Here is a 23,273-nt window from a genome sequence, read left to right as displayed (position 1 = left end):
TTCGACCACGCCATGGGCAACCCGCCCCAGCCTGCGGAAACACGTCCTTCGGGCGGCGATTCAATGGCGTTCATCACCCTTATGAGCGATGCCATCACTTCGCACTGTTAGCCATTTTTCGTTTCATGGTAGGAAAAATACGATTTATCGACGATCTTGACCCGAACCGGCGAACACCCGTTAGCGCGACACCGTGACCGAACGGTTGCCTCCGACGTTACTGACCAGTTCACCCGACCCGCATTAGAGTCGGCCCAACCCCAGTTCACCGGAGAACGAGCACCACGGGAGTACGCGATGTTGAGCACGATGCAGGACGGACAGCTGTCGCTGGGCAGGCTGCTCCGCCACGGCACCAGGGTGCACTCCGAGAGCGAAGTCATCACCTGGACCGGTTCAGAAGCCCGCCGCGAGACCTACGGCGAACTCGGCAGGCACGCCGCGAAGCTCGCCAACGCCCTCCGGAGCCTCGGCATCACCGGCGACCAGCGCGTCGGCACCTTCATGTGGAACAACGCCGAGCACATGGCCGCCTACCTGGCCATTCCCGCGATGGGCGCGGTGCTGCACACGCTGAACATCCGGCTGTTCCCGGAGCAACTGGTCTTCGTCGCCAACCACGCCGAGGACCAGGTCGTCATCGTCGACGGCACGCTGATCCCGCTGCTGGCCAAGCAGCTGCCCGAGCTGAAGACCGTCCGCCACGTCATCGTGGCCAACGGCGACGCCTCCGCCCTCCCGGCGCCGGACGGCGTCCAGGTGCACTCCTACGACGAGCTGCTGGCCGGCCAGCCGGACACCTTCGACTGGCCCGACGTGGACGAGCGTTCGGCCGCCGCGATGTGTTACACCTCGGGTACCACGGGTGACCCCAAGGGCGTCGCGTACTCCCACCGGTCGATCTGGCTGCACTCGATGCAGGTCACGATGACCGACAGCATGCGGCTGGCCCAGCACGACAAGGCCCTCGCGATCGTCCCGATGTTCCACGCGATGGCGTGGGGCATGCCGTACGCGGCGCTGATGGTCGGCGCCTCGCTGCTGATGCCGGACCGCTTCCTCCAGCCCGCCCCCATCGCCCAGATGCTCGACGCCGAGAAGCCGACCTTCGCCGGCGCCGTCCCGACGATCTGGCAGGGCCTGCTGTCGCACCTCGACGCGAACCCGCAGGACATCTCGCATCTGCGCGAGGTCGTCGTCGGCGGCTCGGCCGCGCCGCCGTCGCTGATGCACGCTTTCGAGGACCGCTACGGCGTGCCGATCCTGCACGCCTGGGGCATGACCGAGACGTCCCCGCTGGGCAGCGTCGCCCGCCCGCCCGCCGCCGCGACCGGCGAGAAGGCCTGGGAGTACCGCTACACCCAGGGCCGGTTCCCGGCGTCCGTCAGCGCCCGGCTGATCGGCGACAGCGGCGAGGAACTGCCGTGGGACAACGAAAGTGTCGGCGAGCTCGAAGTGCAGGGGCCGTGGATCGCGGCGTCGTACTACAGCGGCACGACCGGTGACGAGCCCGATCCGGAGAAGTTCCACGACGGCTGGCTGCGCACCGGCGACGTCGGCAAGATCAGCCCGGACGGCTACCTCACGCTGACCGACCGCGCGAAGGACGTCATCAAGTCCGGCGGCGAGTGGATCTCCTCGGTGGACCTGGAGAACCAGGTGATGGCCCATCCCGCGGTGGCCGAGGCGGCCGTGGTCGGCATCCCCGACGAGAAGTGGGACGAGCGCCCGCTGGTCGCCGTCGTGCTCAGGGAAGGCCAGAGCGTCACGGCCGAAGAACTGCGCGAGTTCTTGTCCGGCAAGGTCGCCAAGTGGCAGCTCCCGGAGAATTGGACCTTTGTGGACGAAGTCCCGAAGACCAGTGTCGGCAAGTTCGACAAGAAGCGGCTGCGGGCGTTCCACTCCGAAGGCAAACTCGACATCAGTCAGCTCTAACGGGTTAATCTCCCGCGCGCCTGCCCTTCCGTGAAGGCCATCTTGAGGGACTCTAATCCCTGAAGATGGCCTTCACGGCGTTCGGCGAAGGGTTTTGTTGGTGCGTAAGACAAGCAGGCGCGCGTTCCTGGCGCTGGCGGGGACGACGGTGCTCTCCGCCTGCGGGTCGAACAGTGTCCAAACAGGAAGCCCGCCACCCTCGACGGCGTACTCCGCCGGGATGACCAGGCCGAAACCGAAACCGGTGGACCTCTCGCAGTGGTACCACCCGTATCCCGAAGCCGGTGTCCAGGAAGCCGTCGCGCGCTACGCGGCCGCGTACCAGAAGTCCAAGGTCGCGGTGCAGTGGAATCCCGACGACTACGAGACGAAGCTGAACGCCGCACTGCAGGCGGGCCCTGTCCCGGACGTCTTCGAAGGCCAGGTCACCGTCGACCGCGTCCGGCAGAACCTCCTCGTCCCGCTCGACGACGTCATCGGGCCCGTGCGCGGCGATTTCAACCAGTCCGTGCTCGCGGCGCAGACCGTCGACGGCAAGACCTACGGCATCCCGCAGGCGCTCGACACCCAGGTCCTCTTCTACCGCAAGAGTTTCCTGCAGGAGGCCAAGGTACAGCCGCCGCAGACGCTCGACGAGCTCGTCGACGCGGCGAAGAAACTCTCCAGGGACGGCGTCAAAGGGCTGTTCGCGGGCAACGACGCGGGCGCGTCGGCACTCGCCGGGCCGCTGCTCTGGGCGGCCGGGCTCGACTACGTCAAGGACGGCAAAGCCGTCGGCTTCGACGATCCGCGTGCCGCCACGGCGTTCGCGAAACTCCACGAGCTCAACGGTTCGCTGCTGCTGGGCGCTTCGACGGACTGGGCGGACCCGATCCCGTTCATCGACGGGCTCGCCGCCATGCAGTGGACCTGGCTGTGGAACCTGCCGAAGATCCAGGACACCATGAAGGACGACTTCGGCGTCCTGGCCTTCCCACGCCTCGACGCGGCGGGCGCGCCGTCCGTCCCGGTCAGCGGACTGAGCGCGATGGTGCACTCCAAGAGCCTGAACCCCAGCGCCGCCAAGGACTTCGTCAAATGGCTGTGGCTGGAGCGCACCGACTTCCAGCAGGAGTTCGCCACCAAGTTCGGTTTCCACCTGCCCGCGCGGCTGAGCGTGCTCGGCAAAGTCGAGGCGGCGGGCGACGCCGCGAAGCTGGTCAAGGAGAACGGCCGCGCCGCCGGTCCACTGTGGACTCCGACGGCGAACGCCGCGCTCGTCGACGCGCTGGGCCGCATCGCCCGCGACGGCGCCGACCCGGTCGCCGAGACGAAGAAGGCTGTCGAGGCCGTCAAAGCCGAACTGGGTCGCCTGTCCGCGTGAGCCGCCGCGAGCGGACGTAGGCAACTATCAGGACGATCGACAGGATCGCCGCGCCGCCGTCGGTGACCACCGAGGGCAGCACCCCCGGCCAGCCGTGTTCGGCGATCGCGGCCCGGTGCACTTCGAACGGCACGACGAAGACGCCGAACGCCTGGCCGACGTTGACCGCGAGCACCGGCCAGAAGAGCCAACGCCAGCGGAACCAGACAAGCAGCCCGAGCGCGTTGCCGACGATGAAAACGTTCCCCACCAGCCGCAACGCGCCGAGATAGCCCGGCGCGCCGTCGGTGTCCGCGCCCTTGAGCCGCATGCTCCGCTCGATCAGGTCCAGGTCGATGATCACGTAGTTCTGCAGCGTCGGATTTCGTGTGCTTGGAGACGGAACTCACGTGATCGGACGCCGCACACCCGAGTCACGTGCCCAAACACGCGAGTCACGTCTCCAAACACGCGAGTCACGTGCCCGAGCACGCGAGTCACGCCTTCACCCGCCGCCGGCCCCGCCCACGACCACGCCACCTTTGCCTTACCCCTCAAAGAGAACCCGAAACGTCACTCACGACCACCGGCAACGTTGCCTCAAGGAGCTCTAGTCCCCGGAAACGCCCCAGATCGCCAGTTCGATGGCGACGTCGTCCTCGTAGAGCAGCGCGCAGTTCGCGCTCCAGCGCGGGCGGCGTTCGTACGGCAACTGTCCCGCCTTGTCGAGTTCGTCGAATCCGGCGACGGACGGCTCCTCGGTGCCGAAGGCGGTGAGAAGCTCCGCGTCGGTCAAGGGCCGGATCGTGCCGAAGTCGTCCTCGCCCGTGGCGCTGATGAACTCGTGGACGTCGAGCACGGAATGGGTCCCCGACTCCTGGACGCTCTCCACTTCGTACAGCTCGTCGACCGAATCAGGGCGGCCGAGCTCGTCCTCTTCCCAGAGGTAGTCGCCCTCCGCGAAGACGCGTGCCTTGATCGCGTCCAGCGCGGCTTCCGGGTCGCCGGCGAACCGGCCGCGGACAGACCAAGCCGAAGCACCCACGGGGGCCACCTCCTCGTTCGCCGAGCGACCAGCTTAACCATCGCGGCCGGTCGAGCATTCGGCCGAACGTGACAAATTTTCGCATTACCCTTTTCTGGCGTTCACCCCACGGCTAACGTCGTCCGGCATCGTCCTTCCGCGACACCCACCCGCGACGAGTAGGGGCACCGCCATGTCCGACATCTCCAGGCGCACCTTCGCCACGGCAGGCGCCGCCGGCGTCGGCCTGCTGCTGTGCACGCCGACCGCCAACGCGCTCGACCGGGCGCTCGCGCTCACCACGACCCGCGCGACGCGGACCGCGGGCACCACACTGGACTCCGCGGCGGCCCCGCTCAAGAGCGGTCCGGGCTACACGCGGCTGACAGCGGGCCCCGGCTGGCCGCTCGTGGTCCGGGGCGAGCTCGCCGCGCCGAAGTCCGGCCGCGACGACCGGCGCCGCGCGATGGCCTCGTTCGCGCAGTTCACCGACCTGCACTTCACCGACGCCGAGAGCCCGGCGCGGTTCGAGTACCTGCACCCGTTGATCGGCTCGGCGCACCGGCCACAGGAGACGCTCGGCCCGGTCGCGACGACGGCGCTGGTGGAGCGGGTGAACAGCCTGAAGGCGGGCCCGTTCACCGGGCGGGCGATCGACTTCATGGTCACCACCGGCGACAACACCGACAACCACGAGCTGATCGAGCTCGAGTGGTTCCTCAAGGTGCTCAACGGCGGCACGGTGAACCCGACCTCGGGTGACCCTGGCGTGCACGAAGGCGTCCAGACGTCCGGGTCCCCGCACTACTGGAACCCCGGCAAGACGCTGGACGACGCGTACACGAAGAAGGGCTTCCCGCAGCTGCCCGGCCTGCTCGGTGCCGCGTCGAGCACCTTCACCTCACCCGGTCTCGACGTCCCGTGGTTCTGCACCTTCGGCAACCACGACGACAGCATCGTCGGCACGGTGCCGGATCTACCGGGGATGGACGCCTGGTACACCGGCCGCTTCAAGGTCATCGGCAAGGACGAGACGACGTCGCGGAAACTCGCCAAGGCGATCGGCTCCGGCTCCGGCGTCCCCGTCACGGAACTGTTCGGCGGCTCGGGCACGATCCGCGAAATCACCCCGGACGAGCGGCGGCGGCCGTTCAGCACCGCGGAGTTCGTCCGGCACCACCTCGACGCCGCCAACACCGGCCCCGGCCCGGTCGGCCACGGGTTCAGCGGGAACAACGCCGACGGGCGGAACGTGTACTACACCTTCCGCATCGCGCCGGGCGTCGTCGGCATCAGCCTCGACACCACCACCATGGCCGGGCTGGCCGACGGGTCGATCGGGCTCGGGCAGTTCACCTGGGTGGAGAACACGCTCAAGCGGAACAGCTCGGTGTATTACGACTTCTTCGGGCGCAAGGTCACGCAGAACGTGACGGACGAGCTGTTCATCCTGTTCAGCCACCACACCAGCGACACCATGGGCAACATCCTCCCGGACGCGCGGCACCCGCTGGAGCTGCGACTCAACGGCGACACGTTCGTCTCGCTGCTGAACCGGTTCCCGAACGTGCTGGCGTGGGTCAACGGGCACACACACCACAACAAGATCACCCCGCATGCCGGCAAGACGGCGAAGCAGGGCTTCTGGGAGATCAACACGGCGTCGCACATCGACTTCCCGCAGCACGCGCGGATCATCGAGGTCGCCGACAACGCCGACGGCACGCTTTCGCTGTTCACGACCCTGATCGAGGCCGAAGCGCCGTACGAGGCGGCGTACTCGGACACCTCGACGCAAGCGCTTGCGTCGCTGTACCGGGAGTTCTCGTACAACGACATCCACGCTTCACTGGGCGCCGTCGGCACCGCTCAAGACCAGAACACGGAACTGCTGCTGACCCACCCGCTCACCTGACGCCCGTTACCCCGGAGGTAATCGACACGGGGCGCGGCGCCCGGCACGCTCGGCACCATGACCGACGCAGCGGGCACCGCGCTCTTCCACCAGACCATGCCGTTCACCGAGCGGCTCGGCATCGAGGTCCTGGAGCATTCGGCCGCCGTCGTGCGCGCCCGGGTCGCGTGGGACGAGACGCTCTGCACGCTCGGCGGGGCGCTGCACGGCGGCCTGCTGATGGCGCTGGCCGATTCCGCGGGCGCGGTCTGCGCGTTCCTCAACCTGCCCGAGGGCGGCCAGGGCACGACGACCGTCGAATCGAAGACGAACTTCCTGCGCGCGGTCCGGTCGGGCCACGCGACGGCCACCTCGAAGCCGCTGCACGCCGGCCGCAAGATCATCGTGGTGGAAACGGAAATCCACGACGGCGACGCCAAGCTGGTCGCGAAAGTGACACAGACTCAGGCCGTCTTGTAGACAACTGTTTACATACCTCGCGCGACCGGCGAAAATCCCTTCCCTCTGGGTGGATTCGAGCTGAGTGGATTCGAGGGATGGAGCCGGGATGAGCATACGAGGGCTGGTCACGCTGCTGACGATCGCGACGCTGACCGCCGTGACGGCACAGACGGCCGAGGCGGGCCCCGGCCGCCCGGACGACGAGTCGATCGACTACCACGAATGGTCCGGTCACCACGGTTTCCGCGACGGCAGGCTGGAGGGGCTCGGCCTCGACCACGGCGCGCTGCGCATCGACCGCCCGATCGGCACCGTCGAGCACACCGAACCCGTGCTCGGCACCACGAAGACCTACGAATACGGCCAATGGACGTCGAGGAGCCGCACGCAGGGCTTCGACGCCTCCCAGCTGGTCGCGTCGTGGAACGCCAAGACACCGGCGAAGACCTGGATCAAGGTGGAGGCGAAGGGCCGCACCTCGTCGGGCGCCGAAACCGCCTGGTACGTCATGGGCCGATGGGCCAACGGGGACGCCGACATCAAACGCACCAGCGTCGACGGCCAGAGCGACGCCAACGCCGCTGTCGACGTCGACACGCTGGTCATGAAGGCGGGCGTCGCGCTCCGGTCGTACCAGCTGCGGGTGAGCCTGTACCGCGAGGCCGGTTCGCGTGCCACGCCGTCGATGACGTCGGTCGGCGCCATGACGTCGCTGGTCCCGGACCGGTTCGAGGTCAAGGCGACGAAACCGGGCCGCGCCACCGGGATCGAGCTCAAGGTGCCCGCCTACGCCCAGAACCTCCACAAAGGACACTTCCCGGAGTACGGGGGCGGCGGCGAGAACTGGTGCAGCCCGACGTCCACCGAAATGGTGACCGAGTACTGGGGCAAACGGCCCAAGCCCGAGGACATGGCGTGGATCCCGGAGGGTTACGTCGACCCGACCGTCGCGTACGCCGCCCGATACACGTTCGACTACGCCTACGACGGAACCGGCAACTGGCCGTTCAACACCGCGTACGCCGCTTCACTCGGACTACGTGGGCACATCACCCGTTTGCACTCCTTGAACGAACTCGAAAACTACATCGCGCGCGGTATCCCGGTGATCACGTCGCAGTCGTTCAAGGCCGAGGAACTCGACGGCGCGGGCTACGGCACCTCCGGGCACATCATGGTCGTCGTCGGCTTCACGAAGGACGGTGACGTGATCGCGAACGACCCGGCCGCCGGCAGCAACGACCGCGTCCGAAACGTCTACAAGCGACACCAGTTCGAGACGATCTGGCAGCGCACCAAGCGGTACAACACCACGGGCGGGGTCTCCAGCGGTCCCGGCGGGGTCGCGTACATCATCACGCCGCACTGAAACGATTCCGCACCCTAGCGGATCTCGCGGCCGGTATGGATTTCGTGGCAAGCTCGGAGTTTCGTCGACTCGGAGGTGGGCATGCCGTACGAGGTCCAGGGCGTCGTTTCCCGCGCCAAGGGTGAACCGGTCTCACCGGAGTCCGTGACGGTGCCCGATCCCGGGCCCGGCGAGGCCGTCGTCTCGGTCAAGGCGTGCGGCGTCTGCCACACCGACCTGCACTACCGCGAGGGCGGGATCAACGACGAGTTCCCGTTCCTGCTCGGCCACGAGGCCGCGGGTTTCGTGGAGGCCGTCGGCGACGGCGTCACGGACCTCGAACCGGGCGACTACGTGATCTTGAACTGGCGCGCGGTCTGCGGCGCCTGCCGGGCCTGCCGCCGGGGCAAGCCCTGGTACTGCTTCTCCACGTTCAACGCCGCCCGGCCGATGACACTGGCCGACGGCACCGCCCTGTCGCCCGCGCTCGGCGTCGGGGCGTTCTTGGAAAAGACGCTCGTCCACAGTGGACAGTGCACGAAGGTCGACCCCGCCGCCGAGCCCGCCGTCGCCGGACTGCTCGGCTGCGGGGTGATGGCCGGGCTCGGCGCGGCGCTGAACACCGGTGCGGTGAGCCGCGGCGATTCCGTCGCGGTCATCGGCTGCGGCGGCGTCGGCGACGCGGCCATCGCCGGGGCGAACCTCGCCGGCGCGAAGACCATCGTCGCCATCGACACCGACGACCGGAAACTGGCCTGGGCCAAGGACTTCGGCGCCACGCACACGCTGAACAGCAAGGGCCTGAGCGAAGACCAGGTCGTCGAAGCGATCCAGGAGTTCACCGATTCGTTCGGCGCGGACGTCGTGATCGACGCGGTCGGCAGGCCCGAAACGTGGCGGCAGGCGTTCTACGGCCGCGACCTGGCGGGCACCGTCGTACTCGTCGGCGTCCCGACCCCGGACATACGGCTGGATCTGCCACTGATCGACTTCTTCTCGCGCGGCGGCTCGCTCAAGTCGTCGTGGTACGGCGATTGCCTGCCCTCACGCGATTTCCCGATGCTGATCGACCTCTATCTGCAGGGCAGGCTCCCGCTCGACAAGTTCGTCACCGAGCGGATCGCCCTCGACGGCGTCGAGCAGGCCTTCGAACGCATGCACCACGGGGACGTCCTCCGTAGCGTGGTGACGTGGTGAAACTCTTCGCCGACGCCGATTTCCCCGCCGACCCGTATCCGGGAGCGCGACCAGGTCACTCCTTCGTCCACTTCGACGGCGCCGGGCACAGCCTCGACACCGCGCCGGAAGGCTGGCGCGAACGCCAGGCCGTGCTCGCCTACGGCTCGAACGCGTGCCCGTCGAAGATCACCTGGCTGCGCGACAACATGGGCCTGACGGGCCCTGTCGTCGTCTGCCACGCGCGCTGCACCGACCTCGCCGCGGTCTGGGCGTCCGGCCTGCGGTTCCGGGACGGGCAGCGGCCCGCCACGCTCGCCGCCGCCCCGGGTGTCGTCGAGGAGCACGCCGTCTGGTTCGCGACCCCCGGCCAGCTCGCCGTGCTCAACACCTGCGAGGGCAACGGGCAGCGCTACCGCCTGGTGCGGCTGACCGCTCCGGCCATCACCCTCGACGACGGCACCGTCCTCGACGACGTGGTGGCGTACGTCGGCGCCGCGGACATCCGCCTGCCGATCCTCGTGGACGGCAGGCACATCCGCGTCGCCGACCTCGAACAGCGCCGGGCCGCGGCGCTGGAAGGGATCCCCGCCGAGACGCACGGCCTGGACTGCACGCTGGTCGACGCCGGGACCCTGGTCAAAGAAGCTTCCCGGGATTGAGGATCCCGGCCGGGTCGACGGCCTTCTTCGCCGCTCGCAACACTTCGACGCCGATCTCGCCGATCTCCGACGCCAGGTAGCGGGCGTGGTCGACGCCGACGGCGTGGTGGTGCGAAATGGTGCCGATCCCGGTGATCGCCTCCGACGCCGCCGCCTTCGCCCGCTGCCACTGGCCGATCGGGTCGGCCTCGTCGCGGGCGGTGAGCACGGTGAAGTACAGCGACGCGCCCGTTTCGTAGGCATGGGAGACGTGACACATGATGATGGCCCGGCCGAGCGTGGCGGTGAGCGCGGCGCGGACGGCGTCGCGCAGATCGCTCAGTTCCGCCCAGTAGGCGGCGGTTTCCAGGGTTTCGACGCAGACGCCGTTGTCCAGCAAGGCGTCCCGCTGCCGGGGCCCGGAGAACCGGCCGCGGCGCCAGGACTCGCCGAGCGCGGCGCCGATGCGGACGGCCCCGAACGGCTCCAGCACCCGGGTGGTCTCCTGACGGCGCCGGGCGACCTCGCGTTTCGACGCGCCTTCCCAGCCGACGATCAGCAGGCAAGGGGCGTGGATCCCTCGCGCCTTGAGATACCGGCGCAGCGCCTTGGTCTTCCAGCTGTCGTTGAGCGCCAGCGAAACCTCGCTTTCGTCCACATCGGACAGTCGCGTGACGTCGGCGAGCACGTGCCGCTGCGCGAGTTCGCGCACAGCCGCGGCGCCGTTCTCCCAGCCGTCGAGGACGTAGCCCTCGTAGCGGCGCACTTCCGGCACCGGGCGGACGCGGAGGGCGACCTCGGTGATCACGCCGAGCGCGCCCTCACTGCCGATGGCGAGGTGCCGCAGGTCCGGTCCGGCGGCCGACGCCGGCGCGACGCCGAGCTTCCACTCACCGCGCGGGGTCGCGAGCCGGACGCCCGAAACCATGTCCTCGAACCGGCCGTAACCCGACGAGGCCTGCCCTGCGGACCGGGTCGCGGCGTACCCGCCGATCGTGGCGCGTTCGTAGGACTGGGGCACGTGCCCGAGGGTGAAGCCGTGTGTGGCGAGCAGCCGGTCGGCCTCCGGGCCGGTGACCCCCGCCTGCAGGACCGCGATCCGGGAGACGGGGTCGACGGAGACCAGGTCGCCGAGCCGGGTGAGGTCGAGCGCGATCACCGCGCTCTTGTCCCCGCGCAGCGCCGTGACCCCGCCGACCACCGACGTCCCGCCGCCGAACGGGACGACGCCGACGTCGTGCCGTGCGCAGATTTCCAGCACCGACTGGACTTCGTCGGGATTCTCCGGCAGGACGACGGCGTCCGGCACCGGAAAATCACCGAATCCCCGTCGCCGCACCAAGTCCAGATAGGACAGCCCGCTCGCCCTGGCGAGCCGTTCCCCCGGCGTCACCAGAACGTGCTCGGCGCCGACGAGCTCCTCCAGGTCTCGCTTCGACTGCTCGCCCAGCACCGGTTCGGGCACGGACAGCGCCGAATCGGGTGCGAAAGGAGCCGCCGAGGCCAACGGGCCGATACGCTGGACGAGCCACCGCAGGGCCTTCGCCGGAAGGTGGGCCGCGTCACCGGCTTCAGGCGTCCAGGATCGTCTTAACCGGTGGTCAATAAGCTCCGTCACGACTACAGTGTTACACATGGACGTAAAACGTCACTCACCTGCGGAAACAGGCGTCTCGGCACTGGCGGACACCCGATCCCGCCAGGCCTCGACACGCGTGTCCGACGACGTTCTGCTCGACGCGGCGAAGAAGTGCGTGCTCGCCGTCGGTGTGAGGCGGACCACGCTCGCCGAGATAGCGCGGACGGCGAAGGTCAGCCGGATGACCGTCTACCGACGGTTCCCGGACGTGCGCAGCGTGCTCGCGACCCTCATGACCCGCGAGTTCGGCGGACTGCTGCAAGGCGCCGCCGAACCGGACGTCGAACCGGCCCACTTCCGCGCGAAGCTCGTGCAGAGTTCGACGGCCGCCGTCGCCGCGCTCTCGGGTGACCCGCTGTTCCGCACGCTGCTGGACCTCGACCCCGAACTGGTCCTGCCCTACATCGTCGAGCGGCTCGGGAAGACCCAGCGCTTCGCCGAGGGCGTGATCCTGCATCTGCTGCAAGGGGGCCACGAAGACGGCTCGATCCGCAAGGGCGATCTGCCCTCGCAGGCGCGCACCCTGTTGCTGCTCATCCAGTCCTTCACCTTCTCCTACCGCCCCGCCACCGCGGACGTGAACGAGAAGAACCTGATGACGGAGTTCGCCAACGTGCTCGACGCGGCGTTGAGGCCGTGACGCCGGGCTCACTCAACGCTCGGCGGCGTGAGCGTGAGCTCGCGGCGCTGGCCGGCGGTGAGCGGGTCGACCTGCTGGTGGTCGGCGGCGGTGTCACCGGCGCGGGGATCGCGCTGGACGCGGCCGCGCGCGGGCTCTCGGTGGCCCTGATCGAGGCGTACGACCTGGCGTACGGGACGTCGCGCTGGTCCAGCAAACTGGTCCACGGCGGGCTCCGCTACCTGGCCAAGGGCGACCTGGCGCTGGCGCACGAGAGCGCCGTCGAACGCGGGATCCTGATGACTCGCACCGCCCCGCATCTCACCAGGGCGATCCCGCAGCTGTTCCCCCTGTACCGCGAGACCTCCCGCGGCCAGCAGGCGTTCATCATGACCGGCCTCGTCGCCGGTGACGGCCTCCGCCGCGCGGCCCGCACCCCGGCGTCGGTGCTGCCCCGGCCGAGGTCGATCCCGGCCGCGGAGGCGCTGGCGCTCGCTCCCGGCCTGTCCCCCCAAGGTCTGCGCGGCGCGCTGCTGGCCTACGACGGCGCGCTGACCGACGACGCGCGGCTCGTGGTGAACCTGGCGCGCACGGCGGCGTCACGCGGCGCGAAGATCCTGACAAGGGTCGAAGCGCTCCGGCTCGACGCGGATTCGGTGCGGGCCAGGGACCGGCTCACCGGGCAGGAGATCGAGATCCGCGCCGGTCAGGTGATCAACGCGACGGGCGTCTGGGCGGGCGAACTGGCGGAGTCGGTGCGGCTGCGGCCGTCCCGCGGCTCACATCTGATCCTGGCTTCGGGGGCGGCGCCGATCGGCGCGACGTCGGTCAACGTGCCCGTCCCCGGCGAGAACAACCGGTTCGTCTTCCTGCTGCCGCAACCCGATGGCCGCGTGTTCGTCGGGGTCACCGACGAACCGACCGACGGCCCCGTCCCGCGCGTGCCGTCGGTGCCGGAGTCCGATGTGGACTTCCTGCTCGAAGTGGCGTCGAAGGCGTTCACCCGCCCGCTGACCCGTGCCGACGTCGCGGGCTCGTTCGCCGGGCTGCGGCCGCTCGTCGAAGGCGGCGGCGGGCGCAGCGCTGATCTCTCACGCAAGCACGCGGTGGTGACCGGCGCCGACGGCGTGCTCACCGTCGTCGGCGGCAAGCTGACGACGTACCGGAAGATGGCCGAGGACGCCGTCGACGCGGCGTTGAAGCGATCCGGGCTCCACGCCGGGCCGTCGACCACGTCCCGGCTCCCCTTGCTCGGCGCGACTCCGCGCCATCGTCTGTCCACTGTGGATGCACCGGCCCGGCTGGTCGCGAAGTACGGCACCGAAGCGCCACGGGTCGCCGCGCTCGGCGCGGTCGATCCAGAGCTGGGCCTGCCGCTGTTCGCCCGCACCGAAATCAGCGCGGCCGAGGTCGTCTGGGCCGTGCGGCACGAGGGCGCGCTCGACGTCGAGGACGTCCTGGAACGCCGAACCCGGCTCAGCCTGGTCGCCCCCGACGCCGAGGCGGCCCGCGCCCGGGTCCAGGAGCTCGTCGACAAGTCGCTCGCCGGGCTCGCCTGACCCCGCATTTCGTCCTCTCAATGCGGTGCAGTGCGCCCTAAACTTGACGAGTCGTTGGGTTTTTGCAACAGTATGTTCCATGAGCCCGGTCAGACGCGGCAAAGAGCTGCCGATCTACAACCGGCTTCCGGTGCTCCGGGCGGAGCGCGGACTGAGCAGGGCCGCCCTCGCGACGGCGGTCGAGGTCAACCCGCAGACCATCGGCGCGCTCGAACGAGGCGACCACTACCCGAGCCTCGACCTGGCGTTTCGCATCTGCACGGTGTTCGACCTCCCGGTCGAGGCCGTGTTCAGCCGCGAACCGTTCACGCCACTGTCCACTCAGGTCTACCGGGAGGGGGGAACATGAGCGAAGAGCGAGGCCGTCTCGCGACGTACTGGGAACGCCAGCAGGAGCGCTGGGAGGAGCTGGAACGCAAACGCGCCCTTCGGCTTCCGTCCTGGCGGACGAGGAAACGGCGGCGGACGTTGAGCGTCTTCGTGGTGGCGGGCGACCTGGTCCTGATCACCGGCGCCGCCTTCTTCCACGCGGGGCCCGCGGTGACCTTCTTCGTGCTCTGGTTCGGCGGCAGCATCGTCGCGGGCGGCGCGCACTACCTGCTGCGGATCCTGACCGGCAAGATGAGCAACGGGTTCTCCATCCGGCTCGACGAGCGCGAGCGGGAATGGCGGCATCGCGCCACGTTCATCAGCTACCAGGTCCTGGTCGCGCTGATGCTGGTCGCGGTGTTCTACGGCCTGCTCGTCTCCGGTACCGAGGACGGCGGCGCGCGGGGCGCGATGATGGGCTGCGCGCTGCTGGTCACCGGCACCACGTTGTCCGGTGTCATCCTGGGCTGGTCGCTGCCGGACGACGACCCGGAGGATTTCGACGAGGAGGTCCCGGCATGACAGTCGTCAGGACCCGCTCGGACCGGCGGCGGCTCGCCGTCGCCGCGGTGATCGGCCATTTCGTGGTCATCGCCGGAGCCGCGCTGCTGCGCGAGCCGACGTTGTGGTTCGCCATCGGCCTGCTGATCCCCGGACTGTGCCTGTGCGTCGGCGCGGCGGCCGTGTTGCGCCGAGCCGTCGGCAGACCCGCCTCCGCGGCGAAGGACCTCGACGAGCGTGAAATGCTGCTACGCAACCGCGCGCACTACGCGGCGTTCCAAGGTATCTGCGTGTTGATGCTGGTGGATCTCGCATACGGGCTCTACGCGGCCGGGCAACCGGAACCCGGTTCCCTGCTTTCTTCGATGACAGCGGCGTTGTTCGTCCTCGGGACTTCGCTGCCGGCGCTTTGGCTCGCCTGGAAGCTGCCGGACGACGACCCGGAGGATTTCGACGAGGGGGTTCCTGGATGACCAGGGAAAAGAAGCGCCACAGGGTTTCGATCGGGGTGATCGCCGTCGCCTTGGTGGCGGGAGGGGTGCTCGCCGGGGCTGCCAGGGTCGTCCTGGTCTATCGGGCCACTTCGGTGGTGAGCAACGTCAAGCTGGACGGACTGGTCCAGCACAACCGCACGGTTTCCGGCGTCCATCGGGGGATCACGGCGCTCGTGCGGTATCTGGAAGAGGGGAAGTGGAAATGATCGAGGGGAAGCTGGAGATCGACCGGATCTCCAAGAAGTACGGCGCGAAGGCCGCGCTGGACGAGGTGAGCTTCGAGGTCCAGCCCGGTGAGCTGTTCGGGTTCGTCGGCAGCAACGGCGCGGGCAAGACCACCACGATGCGGATCGTGCTCGGGGTACTCGCGGCCGACTCCGGCCAGGTGCGGCTCGGCGGCGCGCCGATCACCCACGAGACCCGCACGCATATCGGGTACATGCCGGAGGAACGCGGGCTGTACCCGAAGATGAAGGTACTGGAGCAGCTGGTCTACCTCGCCGAGCTGCACGGGATGTCGGCCAACGACGCCCACCGCAGCGCCGAGAACTGGATCGCGCGCCTCGGGCTGACCGAACGCCGCAAGGACGAGGTGCAGAAGCTGAGCCTCGGCAACCAGCAGCGCGTGCAGCTGGCGGCCGCGCTCGTGCACGATCCGCGGGTGCTGGTGCTGGACGAGCCGTTCTCCGGCCTCGACCCGCTGGCCGTGGACGTGATGAGCGGCGTGCTGCGCGAGAAGGCCGCGACCGGGGTGCCGGTGGTGTTCTCCAGCCACCAGCTGGATCTGGTCGAGCGGCTCTGCGACCGGGTCGGCATCATCCGAAGTGGACGGATGGTCGCCTCCGGCGCCGTCAGCGAGCTGACCGCCGACGCGGGCAACGGCCTCGTCGTCACCGCGCCCGGCGCCACGCCCGGCTGGGCCTCGGCCGTTCCCGGTGTCCGTTCGGTCGAGCAGCACGGCACGACGACGATCCTCGAACTCGAGCCGGGAGCCGACGACCAGGCCGTGCTCGCCGCGGCCCTGGCCACCGGCCCGGTCACCGAATTCACCAAACGCAGGCGTTCGCTGACCGAGCTGTTCCGCGACGCCGTCGCCGAGAAGCCCGCGGCACAGGGAGTTTCCGCATGAACACCGTTTCTTCTTGGCGCGCCGTCTGGCTCATCGCCAAACGTGAGCTGAACACCCGGCTGCGCACTCGGTCCTTCGTGATCGGCACCGCCGCGCTGCTGGTCGTCCTGATGGGTTACGTCCTGCTGCAGGCGACACTGATCAGCAACGAGGACAAGAGCAAGATCGGGCTCACCGGGCAGACCGCCGGGATCGCGCAGCAGCTCCAGAGGGCGGGCGAGGCGATCGGCGAGAAGATCGAGACCGTCACCGTCGCCGACCCGGCACAGGGTCGGACTGAAGTCGAGAACGGCGATCTCGACGCACTGCTGTCCGGCAACGCCACCGAGCTGAAGGTGCTCGTCAAGTCCGAATTGGACACCAAGCTGCGTTCCCTGCTGAACGGTGTTTCCCAGCAGGAAGTGCTGAACGGCATCCTTTCCGAGTTCCAGAAGTCCCCGGACGAGGTGATGCGCACGGTCGGGCAGACCCAGGTCGAGGTCGACTCGATCAAACCGCCGGATCCGGAGAAATCCCAGCGGATGGTGATCGGGCTGATCGTGGCGGTGCTGCTGTACATGAGCATCGTGACCTACGGGACGCTGGTCGCGCAGGGCGTGGTCGAGGAGAAGTCCAGCCGGGTCGTCGAGATCCTGCTGTCCACCGTCCGGCCGTGGCATCTGTTGCTGGGCAAGGTGATCGGGCTCGGCCTGGTCGGGCTGACCCAGCTGGTGATCATCGGCGGCGCCGGATTCGCCGTCGCCTCGGCGACCAACGTGCTGACCCTGTCCGGGGTCGCGACGGGAGCACTGCTCTGGGGCGTGGTCTGGTACCTGCTCGGATTCCTGTTGTACGCCACCGTCTACGGCGCCATGGGCTCGCTGGTCTCCCGGCAGGAGGACACCCAGTCGGTGATCGGCCCGGTCAACATCGTGCTGATCCTCGGCTTCGTCGTCGGGTTCAACCTGCTGACGCAGGCACCCGATGGCACGGGAACGAAGATCCTTTCACTGGTGCCGCTGCTTTCCCCGGTGCTGATGCCCGCGCGGATCGCGGCCGGGACCGTGGAGGTGTGGGAGATCGCGCTTTCGCTGGCCCTGACCGTCGGCGCCATCGCCCTGTTCACCTGGCTGGGCGCGCGGATCTACCAGAACAGTGTCCTGCGGGTCGGCAGCCGGATCAAGCTGTCCGAGGCCCTGAAAGGCTGACCCAAGTACGTGAAGGCCCCCTTCATTGCGCCTAGGTACATGAAGGGGGCCTTCACGTACCTTTGATGGCGCCGTAGCGTTCCAGGGCTACCTGACGTTCGTGGGCGTGATCGACCATGGGCGCCGGGTAGTCCTTGACCCCCTGCGGTTTGTGCGCGGCTTTCCCTTGAACGGAGCGGAGTTCGGGGACGTACCGGCGGACGTACTCGCCGGACGGGTCGAACTTCTCCCCCTGGGTGGTCGGGTTGAAGATCCGGAAGTACGGCGCGGCGTCGGTGCCACTGCCCGCGACCCACTGCCAGTTCAGCTGGTTCGACGCGAGATCGCCGTCGACCAGGTGCTGCATGAAGTACCGGGCGCCCAGCCACCACGGCAGGTGCAGGTCCTTGACCAGGAAGCTCGCCACGATCATCCGGACGCGGTTGTGCATCCAGCCCTCGGCGAGCAGCTGCCGCATCCCGGCGTCGACGATCGGAAACCCGGTGCGCCCCTCGCACCAGCGCTTGAAAGCCTCGTCGTCACTCTCGTGTTCCATGGCGTCGAAACGGGAATCGTAGTTCTTGCGCGCGGTTTCGGGGCGGTGCCACAGGACGTCGGCGTGGAACTCGCGCCAGGCGAACTCGCCGCGCAGCGACTTCGCGCCGGATCCCTCGTTCCCGGCCAGGTCGGCCAGCAGCGTGCGCGGGTGAACGCAACCCCAGCGCAGATACGGCGAAAGCCTTGTCGTGCCGGGACGATCCGGGCGGTCGCGGTCTTCGTCGTAGGTTTCGAGGCCGTCGTCCAGGAACTCGTGCCAGCGGTCCAGCGCCGCCTTCTCACCGGGCTCCGGCAGCTCCATGCCTTTGAGCGAAGGGGATTTCGGGAGCTTGACCGACCGCGGCGACTCCACCCAGTCCACTATGGACTCTCCGGTGTCCGCGGGGCGCGGCCAGCCGTGGCGCACCCACGCGCGGTAGAACGGGGTGAACACGCGATAGGGGTCGCCGTCCGGTTTCGTGACCCGGCCGGGGGTGATCGCGTACGAGGACCCCGTCTCGGTCCAGGCGATGTCGTGCTCCGCCAACGCCTTCTTGACCTCGTCGTCGCGGCGGCGACCGTACGGGCCGGTGTCCGAGCTGACGTGCACGGCCGCGGCGCCGATCTCGCGCGCGGCCTTGACGACCTCCTTGACGGGGTCGCCCTTGACGAGCATGAGCCGCCCGCCGAGCTGCTCGTCCAGCGCCTTCAGACAGCCGTGCAGGAACGCGACGCGCGGGGCGCCGGAGGGTTTGAGGAGCGCGTCGTCGAGGACGTACAGCGCGAGGACGTGCTTGCTGTGCTTCGAGGCTTCCAGCAGTGCGGCGTGGTCTCCCAGTCGCAGGTCGCGGCGGAACCACAGCACTACGGGGGCTTCTTTGGTCACCCGGGGAACCCTAAGCGGTGCCGCCGGGGTGCGCAGTCCCGGATGCTGTGAAAGGCCCGTTACTCGCAAATTTTGCGAGTAACGGGCCTTTCATAGCGCTTGTGAGCGGCGGGGTCAGCGCTCCGAGATCGGCGTGTAGTTCCGCTCGGCGGAGCCGGTGTAGATCTGCCGCGGGCGGCCGATCTTGGTGGCCGGGTCCTGGATCATCTCGCGCCAGTGCGCGATCCAGCCCGGCAGGCGGCCCAGCGCGAACAGCACGGTGAAGTACTTCGTCGGGAAGCCGAGCGCCCGGTAGATCAGGCCGGTGTAGAAGTCGACGTTCGGGTACAGCTTCCGCTCGATGAAGTAGTCGTCCGAGAGCGCGGTCTCTTCCAGCTTCTTCGCGATGTCGAGCAGCTGGTCGCCGCCCTTGAGCTTGGAGAGGATCTCGTCCGCGGTGTTCTTGATGATCTTCGCGCGCGGGTCGTAGTTCTTGTAGACCCGGTGCCCGAAGCCCATCAGGCGGACACCCTTTTCCTTGTTCTTCACGCGCTGGACGAAGTTCGCGACGTCGCCGCCCTCGGCCTGGATGCCCTCGAGCATGTCCAGGACCGCGCTGTTGGCGCCACCGTGCAGCGGGCCGAACAGGGCGTTGATGCCGGCCGAGATCGAGGCGAACAGGTTCGCCTCGGAGGAGCCGACGAGGCGCACGGTCGAGGTCGAGCAGTTCTGCTCGTGGTCGGCGTGCAGGATGAACAGCAGGTCGAGCGCCTTGGCGACGTCCGGGTCGACCTCGTAGGGCTCGGCCGGGAAGCCGAAGGTCATCCGCAGGAAGTTCTCGACCAGGCCGAGCGAGTTGTCCGGGTACAGCAGCGGCTGGCCGACGGACTTCTTGTACGCGTACGCGGCCAGGGTCGGGACCTTGGCCAGCAGGCGGATGGTGGACAGCTCCACGTTCGGTTCGTCGAACGGGTTGAGCGAGTCCTGGTAGAAGGTCGACAGCGCCGATACCGCGCTGGAGAGCACCGGCATCGGGTGCGCGTCGCGCGGGAAGCCGCTGAAGAAGGCCTTGAGGTCTTCGTGCAGCAGGGTGTGGCGCTGGATCTTCTCGGTGAACTCGGACAGCTGCGCCTCGGTGGGCAGCTCGCCGTAGATCAGCAGGTACGAGACCTCGATGAAGGTCGACTTCCCGGCCAGCTGCTCGATCGGGTACCCGCGGTAGCGCAGGATGCCGGCGTCACCGTCGATGTAGGTGATGGCCGACGACGCGGCGCCGGTGTTCACGAACCCCGGGTCGTGGGTGATGTACCCGGTCGTCGCCAGCAGCTTCCCCAGCTCGATCCCAGGCGCACCCTCGACCGGGTGGATCACCTTGAACTCGTGCTCGCCATTGGGCAGGCGCAGCGTCGCGGTTTCGCCGGACTGCCCCGCAGCCGTCGTCGCGTCGGACATGTAAGTCCCTCTCACGTTCAGCACGGGCCGGCGGCGCCTGTAGGTTCCACAGGTACGCCCTCTTTCACGCGCGTGACCCACGGCCTCGCTGCACACCGCCCCGCTGGGGTATGAATTCCCCTCCACGCTAGTCGAGAATGGGGTCAACGCGCAGCGGGTGAGTTGCTCACAACAGCCCCTTTGGGACCAGGTTCACACGGCGGAAGCCATATCGCCCGCCGTCGGCGGTTCCGCCCCACTCCGCGAGACCGTGATCGACGCCGCTTTCGCCGCGAATTCGAGCGCCGTACGCCAGCCGTCGGCGTCGAGAGTGGACACGTCGCGTACCTCGTTCGAGTACAGCCACGCCAGCAGGGCACCTTGCACGGTGTCACCGGCGCCGATCGTGTCGACGACGGCGACTCGGCGTGACGGGACCTGCGCGATTTCCCCCGCCCGTGTGATGACGGACAACCCCTGCGCGCCGCGGGTGAGCACAACGGCGTCGACCCCGCGAGAGGTCCAGACCTTTGCGGAGTCGACCGGATCGGCGCCTTCGGTGAGCCATTCCGTGTCGTCGTCGGAGATCTTGAGCAGGCGGACATGCGGCAGCCAGGACTCGAAGCGCGCCCGGTACGCCGCCGGATCGGTGATCAGCGCCGCCCGGATGTTCGGGTCGAGGACGGTCAGCACCCCGCGGGCGGATTCACGGCGCAACACGGTTTCGTACGTGCTCGCGCCCGGCTCCAGGACCATGCCGAGGGTGCCGAGCGAGAGCGCCGTCACATCTTCCGGCAGCGGGCCGGGGTCGCCGACGAGCCTGTCCGCGGTGCCCTCGGTGTAGAAGGTGTACTGCGCGGAACCTTTTTCGTCCAGCGCGACCACGGCGAGCGTCGTCGGCTCGTTTCCCCGCTGCAGCAAGGCGGTGTCGACACCGGAGGCGTGCAGCCGGTCCACCAGCGCGACCCCGAAACGGTCGTTCGAGACGCGCGAGAGGAAGCCCGTCGGGACGCCGAGCCGACCGGCGGCGAGCGCGACGTTGTAGGGACCACCACCCATCCGGGGCAGCAGCGCGCGCAACCCACCGTCCACAGTGGAATCCAACGGTTCACCAGGAACGAGGTCGACCAGCGCCTCTCCACCCACCACGATCACGGGCGCGATGCTAGCCGAGAGGGCGGCGAAACCACCATAATTGTCAGTTCAGGACATTTTTTGTCGCGATTCCTCCAAGCAAAAGCTCCGACAAAGCGGTGAACGCCTCGGCGTCGGTCACCCCGGCGCGCTGACCGACCACGCCGGTCTGGATTCCCTCGATGATCAGGCCCGCCATTTCCGCGATCAGCCGCGCGTGCACCTCGCGGAAAACACCGTCGGTGACGCCGCGGTCGATGAACGACCGGATCCGCTGGGCCGCGGCGCGGCTGTTGAGCTGATACGCGTCCCGCGCCGGCGCGAATTCGGCGATGTCGGTCATGAAAGCGGCCGAGGCGCGGTTCAGGTACTCGGAGATCCCGGCGAGGTACTCCCCGAGGATCTTGCGGGCGTCGTCGATCCCGGCGATCCGCTCCTCCAGGAGCTCTGCGGCACCTTTGAAGAAGTGGGCGACGACCTTGACCGCGAGCTGTTCCTTACTGGGGGCGAGCGCGTAGAGAGTCGACTTCGAGCAGTGGAGCCTGGCGGCGAGGTCGTCCAGCGTGAACTGGGAGAACCCCTCGGTGAGGAAGAGCGCTTCGAGTTCCGAGAGCAGTGCTCGCTGACGCGCGGTGGGCTGACGGCGCGGGGTCTTGCTCTCGGTCATCGGATCACTATCCCTTACCTGGACGGTGTCCCCTCAGCGCCATCTACTGTACGCTGAATCAGCCCACAGTACTGTTTTGAGTACAGTTCAGCTCGGAGGAGCCATGCCGGCGGAGCGTCTGCTGCCCAGCACCGAGGCCCAGGATCTGATCGATCTGGCCAAGGAGATCGCGCGCGAGGAACTCGCTCCGATCGCGAGCAAGTACGAAGAGACCGCGCACTTCCCGCGTGAGCAGTTCCGGCTGCTCGGGCAGGCCGGGCTGCTCGGGCTGCCGTACGCGGAGCGGTGGGGCGGCGGCGACCTGTCGTACGAGGTCTACCTGCAGGTCCTCGAAGAGATCGCGGCCGCGTGGATGTCGGTCGGCGTCGGGCTCTCCGTGCACACGATGTCCTGCTTCGCGCTGGCACACAGCGGTACCGACGAGCAGCGCGACCGCTGGCTGCCCACGATGCTGGAAGGCGATCTGCTGGGCGCGTACGCGCTCTCGGAGACCCACGCCGGCTCCGACGCGGCGGCCCTCTCGACCCGCGCGCGGCTCGACGGCGACCAGTACGTCGTGAACGGCACGAAGGCGTGGATCACCCACGCGGGTGAGGCCGACTTCTACACGACCATGGTCCGCACCAGCGACGACGGCGGCCAGGGCATCAGCTGCCTGCTCGTCGACGCGGCGACGCCGGGCCTCTCGGCCGCGCCGCCCGAGCGGAAAATGGGCCTCACCGGGTCGACCACCGCGCAGCTGATGTTCGAGGACGCCACCGTCGACGCCGACCGGCGAATCGGCGAAGAGGGCCAGGGCCTGAAGATCGCGCTGTCGTCGCTCAGCTCGGGGCGGCTGGGCATCGCCGCGTGCGCTGTCGGCCTCGCACAGGCCGCGCTGGACGAAGCCCTCGAATACGCGAAGGGCCGCACTCAGTTCGGGCGGCCGATCATCGAGTTCCAGGGCCTGGAGTTCCTGCTGGCCGACATGGCCGCCACCGTCGAGACGTCGCGCGCGATGTACCTCGACGCCGCCCGCCGCCGCGACCGCGGGCTGCCGTTCCAGCGGCAGGCGTCGATCGCGAAACTCGTCGCGACCGACGGCGCGATGAAGGTGACCACCGACGCGGTGCAGGTCCTCGGCGGTGCCGGTTACACCAAGGACTTCCCGGTGGAGCGGTACATGCGGGAGGCGAAGGTGCCGCAGATCTTCGAGGGCACGAACCAGATCCAGCGCATGGTGATCGCGCGGGAACTCCGGAAAGCCTGACGGCCGCGTGAAGGGCGAGGCTGGTTAGAAGGGGTAAGGCAAAGGTGTCGGGTCGACGAGGGCGCGAGTTGTCACTCAGGGTGAGGAGTGTG

Annotated in this window: 23 protein-coding genes; 16 read left to right on the top strand and 7 right to left on the bottom strand. The window is 68.5% G+C overall.

Annotation, left to right across the window (positions count from 1 at the left end):
- Nucleotides 1–297: 297 nt before the first annotated feature.
- Together ACZ6YV_RS34760 and ACZ6YV_RS34755 are read left to right on the top strand one after the other, a co-directional pair.
- Nucleotides 298–1,935: a long-chain fatty acid--CoA ligase gene (locus ACZ6YV_RS34760; protein ID WP_465513638.1), complete on the top strand. Its 1,638-nt coding sequence runs from the start codon at nt 298–300 to the stop codon at nt 1,933–1,935.
- Nucleotides 1,936–2,035: 100 nt separating this feature from the next.
- A complete protein-coding gene (locus tag ACZ6YV_RS34755) occupies nt 2,036–3,298 on the top strand; it encodes a sugar ABC transporter substrate-binding protein (protein ID WP_465513637.1) in 1,263 nt (420 codons plus the stop codon).
- Here ACZ6YV_RS34755 and ACZ6YV_RS34750 read toward each other — a convergent pair.
- Together ACZ6YV_RS34750 and ACZ6YV_RS34745 are read right to left on the bottom strand one after the other, a co-directional pair.
- Entirely contained in the window at nt 3,267–3,641 is a 375-nt protein-coding gene (locus tag ACZ6YV_RS34750; RefSeq protein WP_465513636.1) for a hypothetical protein, read from the bottom strand. The two genes, ACZ6YV_RS34755 and ACZ6YV_RS34750, sit on opposite strands and share 32 nt — an antisense overlap.
- Before the next feature lie 246 nt (nt 3,642–3,887).
- Complete coding sequence (locus tag ACZ6YV_RS34745) at nt 3,888–4,322, bottom strand: hypothetical protein (protein ID WP_465513635.1); 435 nt, start codon at nt 4,320–4,322, stop codon at nt 3,888–3,890.
- 172 nt (nt 4,323–4,494) lie between these two features.
- Here ACZ6YV_RS34745 and ACZ6YV_RS34740 point away from each other — a divergent pair, with 172 nt between their 5' ends.
- From ACZ6YV_RS34740 to ACZ6YV_RS34720, 5 genes are all read left to right on the top strand, one after another.
- A complete protein-coding gene (locus ACZ6YV_RS34740) occupies nt 4,495–6,216 on the top strand; it encodes a TIGR03767 family metallophosphoesterase (RefSeq protein ID WP_465513634.1) in 1,722 nt (573 codons plus the stop codon).
- Between the two features lie 57 nt (nt 6,217–6,273).
- Entirely contained in the window at nt 6,274–6,675 is a 402-nt protein-coding gene (locus ACZ6YV_RS34735; protein WP_465513633.1) for a PaaI family thioesterase, read from the top strand.
- An 88-nt stretch (nt 6,676–6,763) separates the two neighbouring features.
- Nucleotides 6,764–8,026, top strand: a complete 1,263-nt coding sequence (locus ACZ6YV_RS34730; protein WP_465513632.1) for a C39 family peptidase — start codon at nt 6,764–6,766, stop codon at nt 8,024–8,026.
- A gap of 81 nt (nt 8,027–8,107) precedes the next feature.
- A complete protein-coding gene (locus ACZ6YV_RS34725) occupies nt 8,108–9,202 on the top strand; it encodes an S-(hydroxymethyl)mycothiol dehydrogenase (RefSeq protein WP_465513631.1) in 1,095 nt (364 codons plus the stop codon).
- Nucleotides 9,196–9,843 (top strand): gamma-glutamylcyclotransferase, encoded by a 648-nt coding sequence (locus ACZ6YV_RS34720; RefSeq protein WP_465513630.1) that lies wholly within the window; start codon nt 9,196–9,198, stop codon nt 9,841–9,843. The genes ACZ6YV_RS34725 and ACZ6YV_RS34720 overlap by 7 nt, the downstream gene beginning before the upstream one ends.
- Here ACZ6YV_RS34720 and ACZ6YV_RS34715 read toward each other — a convergent pair.
- Nucleotides 9,821–11,440: an FAD-binding oxidoreductase gene (locus ACZ6YV_RS34715; RefSeq protein WP_465513629.1), complete on the bottom strand. Its 1,620-nt coding sequence runs from the start codon at nt 11,438–11,440 to the stop codon at nt 9,821–9,823. The two genes, ACZ6YV_RS34720 and ACZ6YV_RS34715, sit on opposite strands and share 23 nt — an antisense overlap.
- A 97-nt stretch (nt 11,441–11,537) precedes the next feature.
- Here ACZ6YV_RS34715 and ACZ6YV_RS34710 point away from each other — a divergent pair, with 97 nt between their 5' ends.
- From ACZ6YV_RS34710 to ACZ6YV_RS34675, 8 genes are all read left to right on the top strand, one after another.
- Nucleotides 11,538–12,101: a TetR/AcrR family transcriptional regulator gene (locus tag ACZ6YV_RS34710; RefSeq protein WP_465513656.1), complete on the top strand. Its 564-nt coding sequence runs from the start codon at nt 11,538–11,540 to the stop codon at nt 12,099–12,101.
- Nucleotides 12,098–13,639: a glycerol-3-phosphate dehydrogenase/oxidase gene (locus tag ACZ6YV_RS34705; protein WP_465513628.1), complete on the top strand. Its 1,542-nt coding sequence runs from the start codon at nt 12,098–12,100 to the stop codon at nt 13,637–13,639. Before ACZ6YV_RS34710 ends, ACZ6YV_RS34705 begins: the two co-directional genes overlap by 4 nt.
- A 79-nt stretch (nt 13,640–13,718) precedes the next feature.
- Entirely contained in the window at nt 13,719–13,988 is a 270-nt protein-coding gene (locus tag ACZ6YV_RS34700; protein WP_378241060.1) for a helix-turn-helix transcriptional regulator, read from the top strand.
- Nucleotides 13,985–14,530: a hypothetical protein gene (locus ACZ6YV_RS34695; RefSeq protein WP_465513627.1), complete on the top strand. Its 546-nt coding sequence runs from the start codon at nt 13,985–13,987 to the stop codon at nt 14,528–14,530. Before ACZ6YV_RS34700 ends, ACZ6YV_RS34695 begins: the two co-directional genes overlap by 4 nt.
- Nucleotides 14,527–14,982, top strand: a complete 456-nt coding sequence (locus ACZ6YV_RS34690) for a hypothetical protein (RefSeq protein WP_465513626.1) — start codon at nt 14,527–14,529, stop codon at nt 14,980–14,982. Before ACZ6YV_RS34695 ends, ACZ6YV_RS34690 begins: the two co-directional genes overlap by 4 nt.
- Nucleotides 14,979–15,209: a hypothetical protein gene (locus ACZ6YV_RS34685; RefSeq protein ID WP_465513625.1), complete on the top strand. Its 231-nt coding sequence runs from the start codon at nt 14,979–14,981 to the stop codon at nt 15,207–15,209. Before ACZ6YV_RS34690 ends, ACZ6YV_RS34685 begins: the two co-directional genes overlap by 4 nt.
- Entirely contained in the window at nt 15,206–16,132 is a 927-nt protein-coding gene (locus ACZ6YV_RS34680) for an ABC transporter ATP-binding protein (protein WP_465513624.1), read from the top strand. The genes ACZ6YV_RS34685 and ACZ6YV_RS34680 overlap by 4 nt, the downstream gene beginning before the upstream one ends.
- Nucleotides 16,129–17,319, top strand: a complete 1,191-nt coding sequence (locus tag ACZ6YV_RS34675) for an ABC transporter permease (RefSeq protein ID WP_465513623.1) — start codon at nt 16,129–16,131, stop codon at nt 17,317–17,319. Before ACZ6YV_RS34680 ends, ACZ6YV_RS34675 begins: the two co-directional genes overlap by 4 nt.
- A 52-nt stretch (nt 17,320–17,371) precedes the next feature.
- Here ACZ6YV_RS34675 and ACZ6YV_RS34670 read toward each other — a convergent pair whose 3' ends face one another.
- From ACZ6YV_RS34670 to ACZ6YV_RS34655, 4 genes are all read right to left on the bottom strand, one after another.
- Nucleotides 17,372–18,721 (bottom strand): cryptochrome/photolyase family protein, encoded by a 1,350-nt coding sequence (locus ACZ6YV_RS34670; protein ID WP_465513622.1) that lies wholly within the window; start codon nt 18,719–18,721, stop codon nt 17,372–17,374.
- A 114-nt stretch (nt 18,722–18,835) separates the two neighbouring features.
- Nucleotides 18,836–20,152, bottom strand: coding sequence for a citrate synthase (locus ACZ6YV_RS34665; protein ID WP_465513621.1), 1,317 nt, complete (start codon nt 20,150–20,152; stop codon nt 18,836–18,838).
- 192 nt (nt 20,153–20,344) lie between these two features.
- Nucleotides 20,345–21,286 (bottom strand): carbohydrate kinase family protein, encoded by a 942-nt coding sequence (locus tag ACZ6YV_RS34660; protein WP_465513620.1) that lies wholly within the window; start codon nt 21,284–21,286, stop codon nt 20,345–20,347.
- 43 nt (nt 21,287–21,329) lie between these two features.
- Nucleotides 21,330–21,932, bottom strand: a complete 603-nt coding sequence (locus ACZ6YV_RS34655) for a TetR/AcrR family transcriptional regulator (protein ID WP_465513619.1) — start codon at nt 21,930–21,932, stop codon at nt 21,330–21,332.
- Nucleotides 21,933–22,035: 103 nt separating this feature from the next.
- Here ACZ6YV_RS34655 and ACZ6YV_RS34650 point away from each other — a divergent pair, with 103 nt between their 5' ends.
- Nucleotides 22,036–23,181 (top strand): acyl-CoA dehydrogenase family protein, encoded by a 1,146-nt coding sequence (locus ACZ6YV_RS34650; RefSeq protein WP_465513618.1) that lies wholly within the window; start codon nt 22,036–22,038, stop codon nt 23,179–23,181.
- The last annotated feature ends 92 nt before the right edge of the window (nt 23,182–23,273 follow it).

This window comes from Amycolatopsis sp. NPDC102522 (assembly GCF_055584485.1).
This window is presented reverse-complemented; position numbering and strand designations above follow the sequence as displayed.

Coding starts and splice junctions, on each gene's coding strand:
- ACZ6YV_RS34760 (WP_465513638.1), top strand. CDS start 298: ATGTTGAGCACGATGCAGGACGGACAGCTGTCGCTGGGCAGGCTGCTC.
- ACZ6YV_RS34740 (WP_465513634.1), top strand. CDS start 4,495: ATGTCCGACATCTCCAGGCGCACCTTCGCCACGGCAGGCGCCGCCGGC.
- ACZ6YV_RS34735 (WP_465513633.1), top strand. CDS start 6,274: ATGACCGACGCAGCGGGCACCGCGCTCTTCCACCAGACCATGCCGTTC.
- ACZ6YV_RS34730 (WP_465513632.1), top strand. CDS start 6,764: ATGAGCATACGAGGGCTGGTCACGCTGCTGACGATCGCGACGCTGACC.
- ACZ6YV_RS34725 (WP_465513631.1), top strand. CDS start 8,108: ATGCCGTACGAGGTCCAGGGCGTCGTTTCCCGCGCCAAGGGTGAACCG.
- ACZ6YV_RS34700 (WP_378241060.1), top strand. CDS start 13,719: ATGAGCCCGGTCAGACGCGGCAAAGAGCTGCCGATCTACAACCGGCTT.
- ACZ6YV_RS34695 (WP_465513627.1), top strand. CDS start 13,985: ATGAGCGAAGAGCGAGGCCGTCTCGCGACGTACTGGGAACGCCAGCAG.
- ACZ6YV_RS34690 (WP_465513626.1), top strand. CDS start 14,527: ATGACAGTCGTCAGGACCCGCTCGGACCGGCGGCGGCTCGCCGTCGCC.
- ACZ6YV_RS34685 (WP_465513625.1), top strand. CDS start 14,979: ATGACCAGGGAAAAGAAGCGCCACAGGGTTTCGATCGGGGTGATCGCC.
- ACZ6YV_RS34680 (WP_465513624.1), top strand. CDS start 15,206: ATGATCGAGGGGAAGCTGGAGATCGACCGGATCTCCAAGAAGTACGGC.
- ACZ6YV_RS34675 (WP_465513623.1), top strand. CDS start 16,129: ATGAACACCGTTTCTTCTTGGCGCGCCGTCTGGCTCATCGCCAAACGT.
- ACZ6YV_RS34665 (WP_465513621.1), bottom strand. CDS start 20,152: ATGTCCGACGCGACGACGGCTGCGGGGCAGTCCGGCGAAACCGCGACG.
- ACZ6YV_RS34655 (WP_465513619.1), bottom strand. CDS start 21,932: ATGACCGAGAGCAAGACCCCGCGCCGTCAGCCCACCGCGCGTCAGCGA.
- ACZ6YV_RS34650 (WP_465513618.1), top strand. CDS start 22,036: ATGCCGGCGGAGCGTCTGCTGCCCAGCACCGAGGCCCAGGATCTGATC.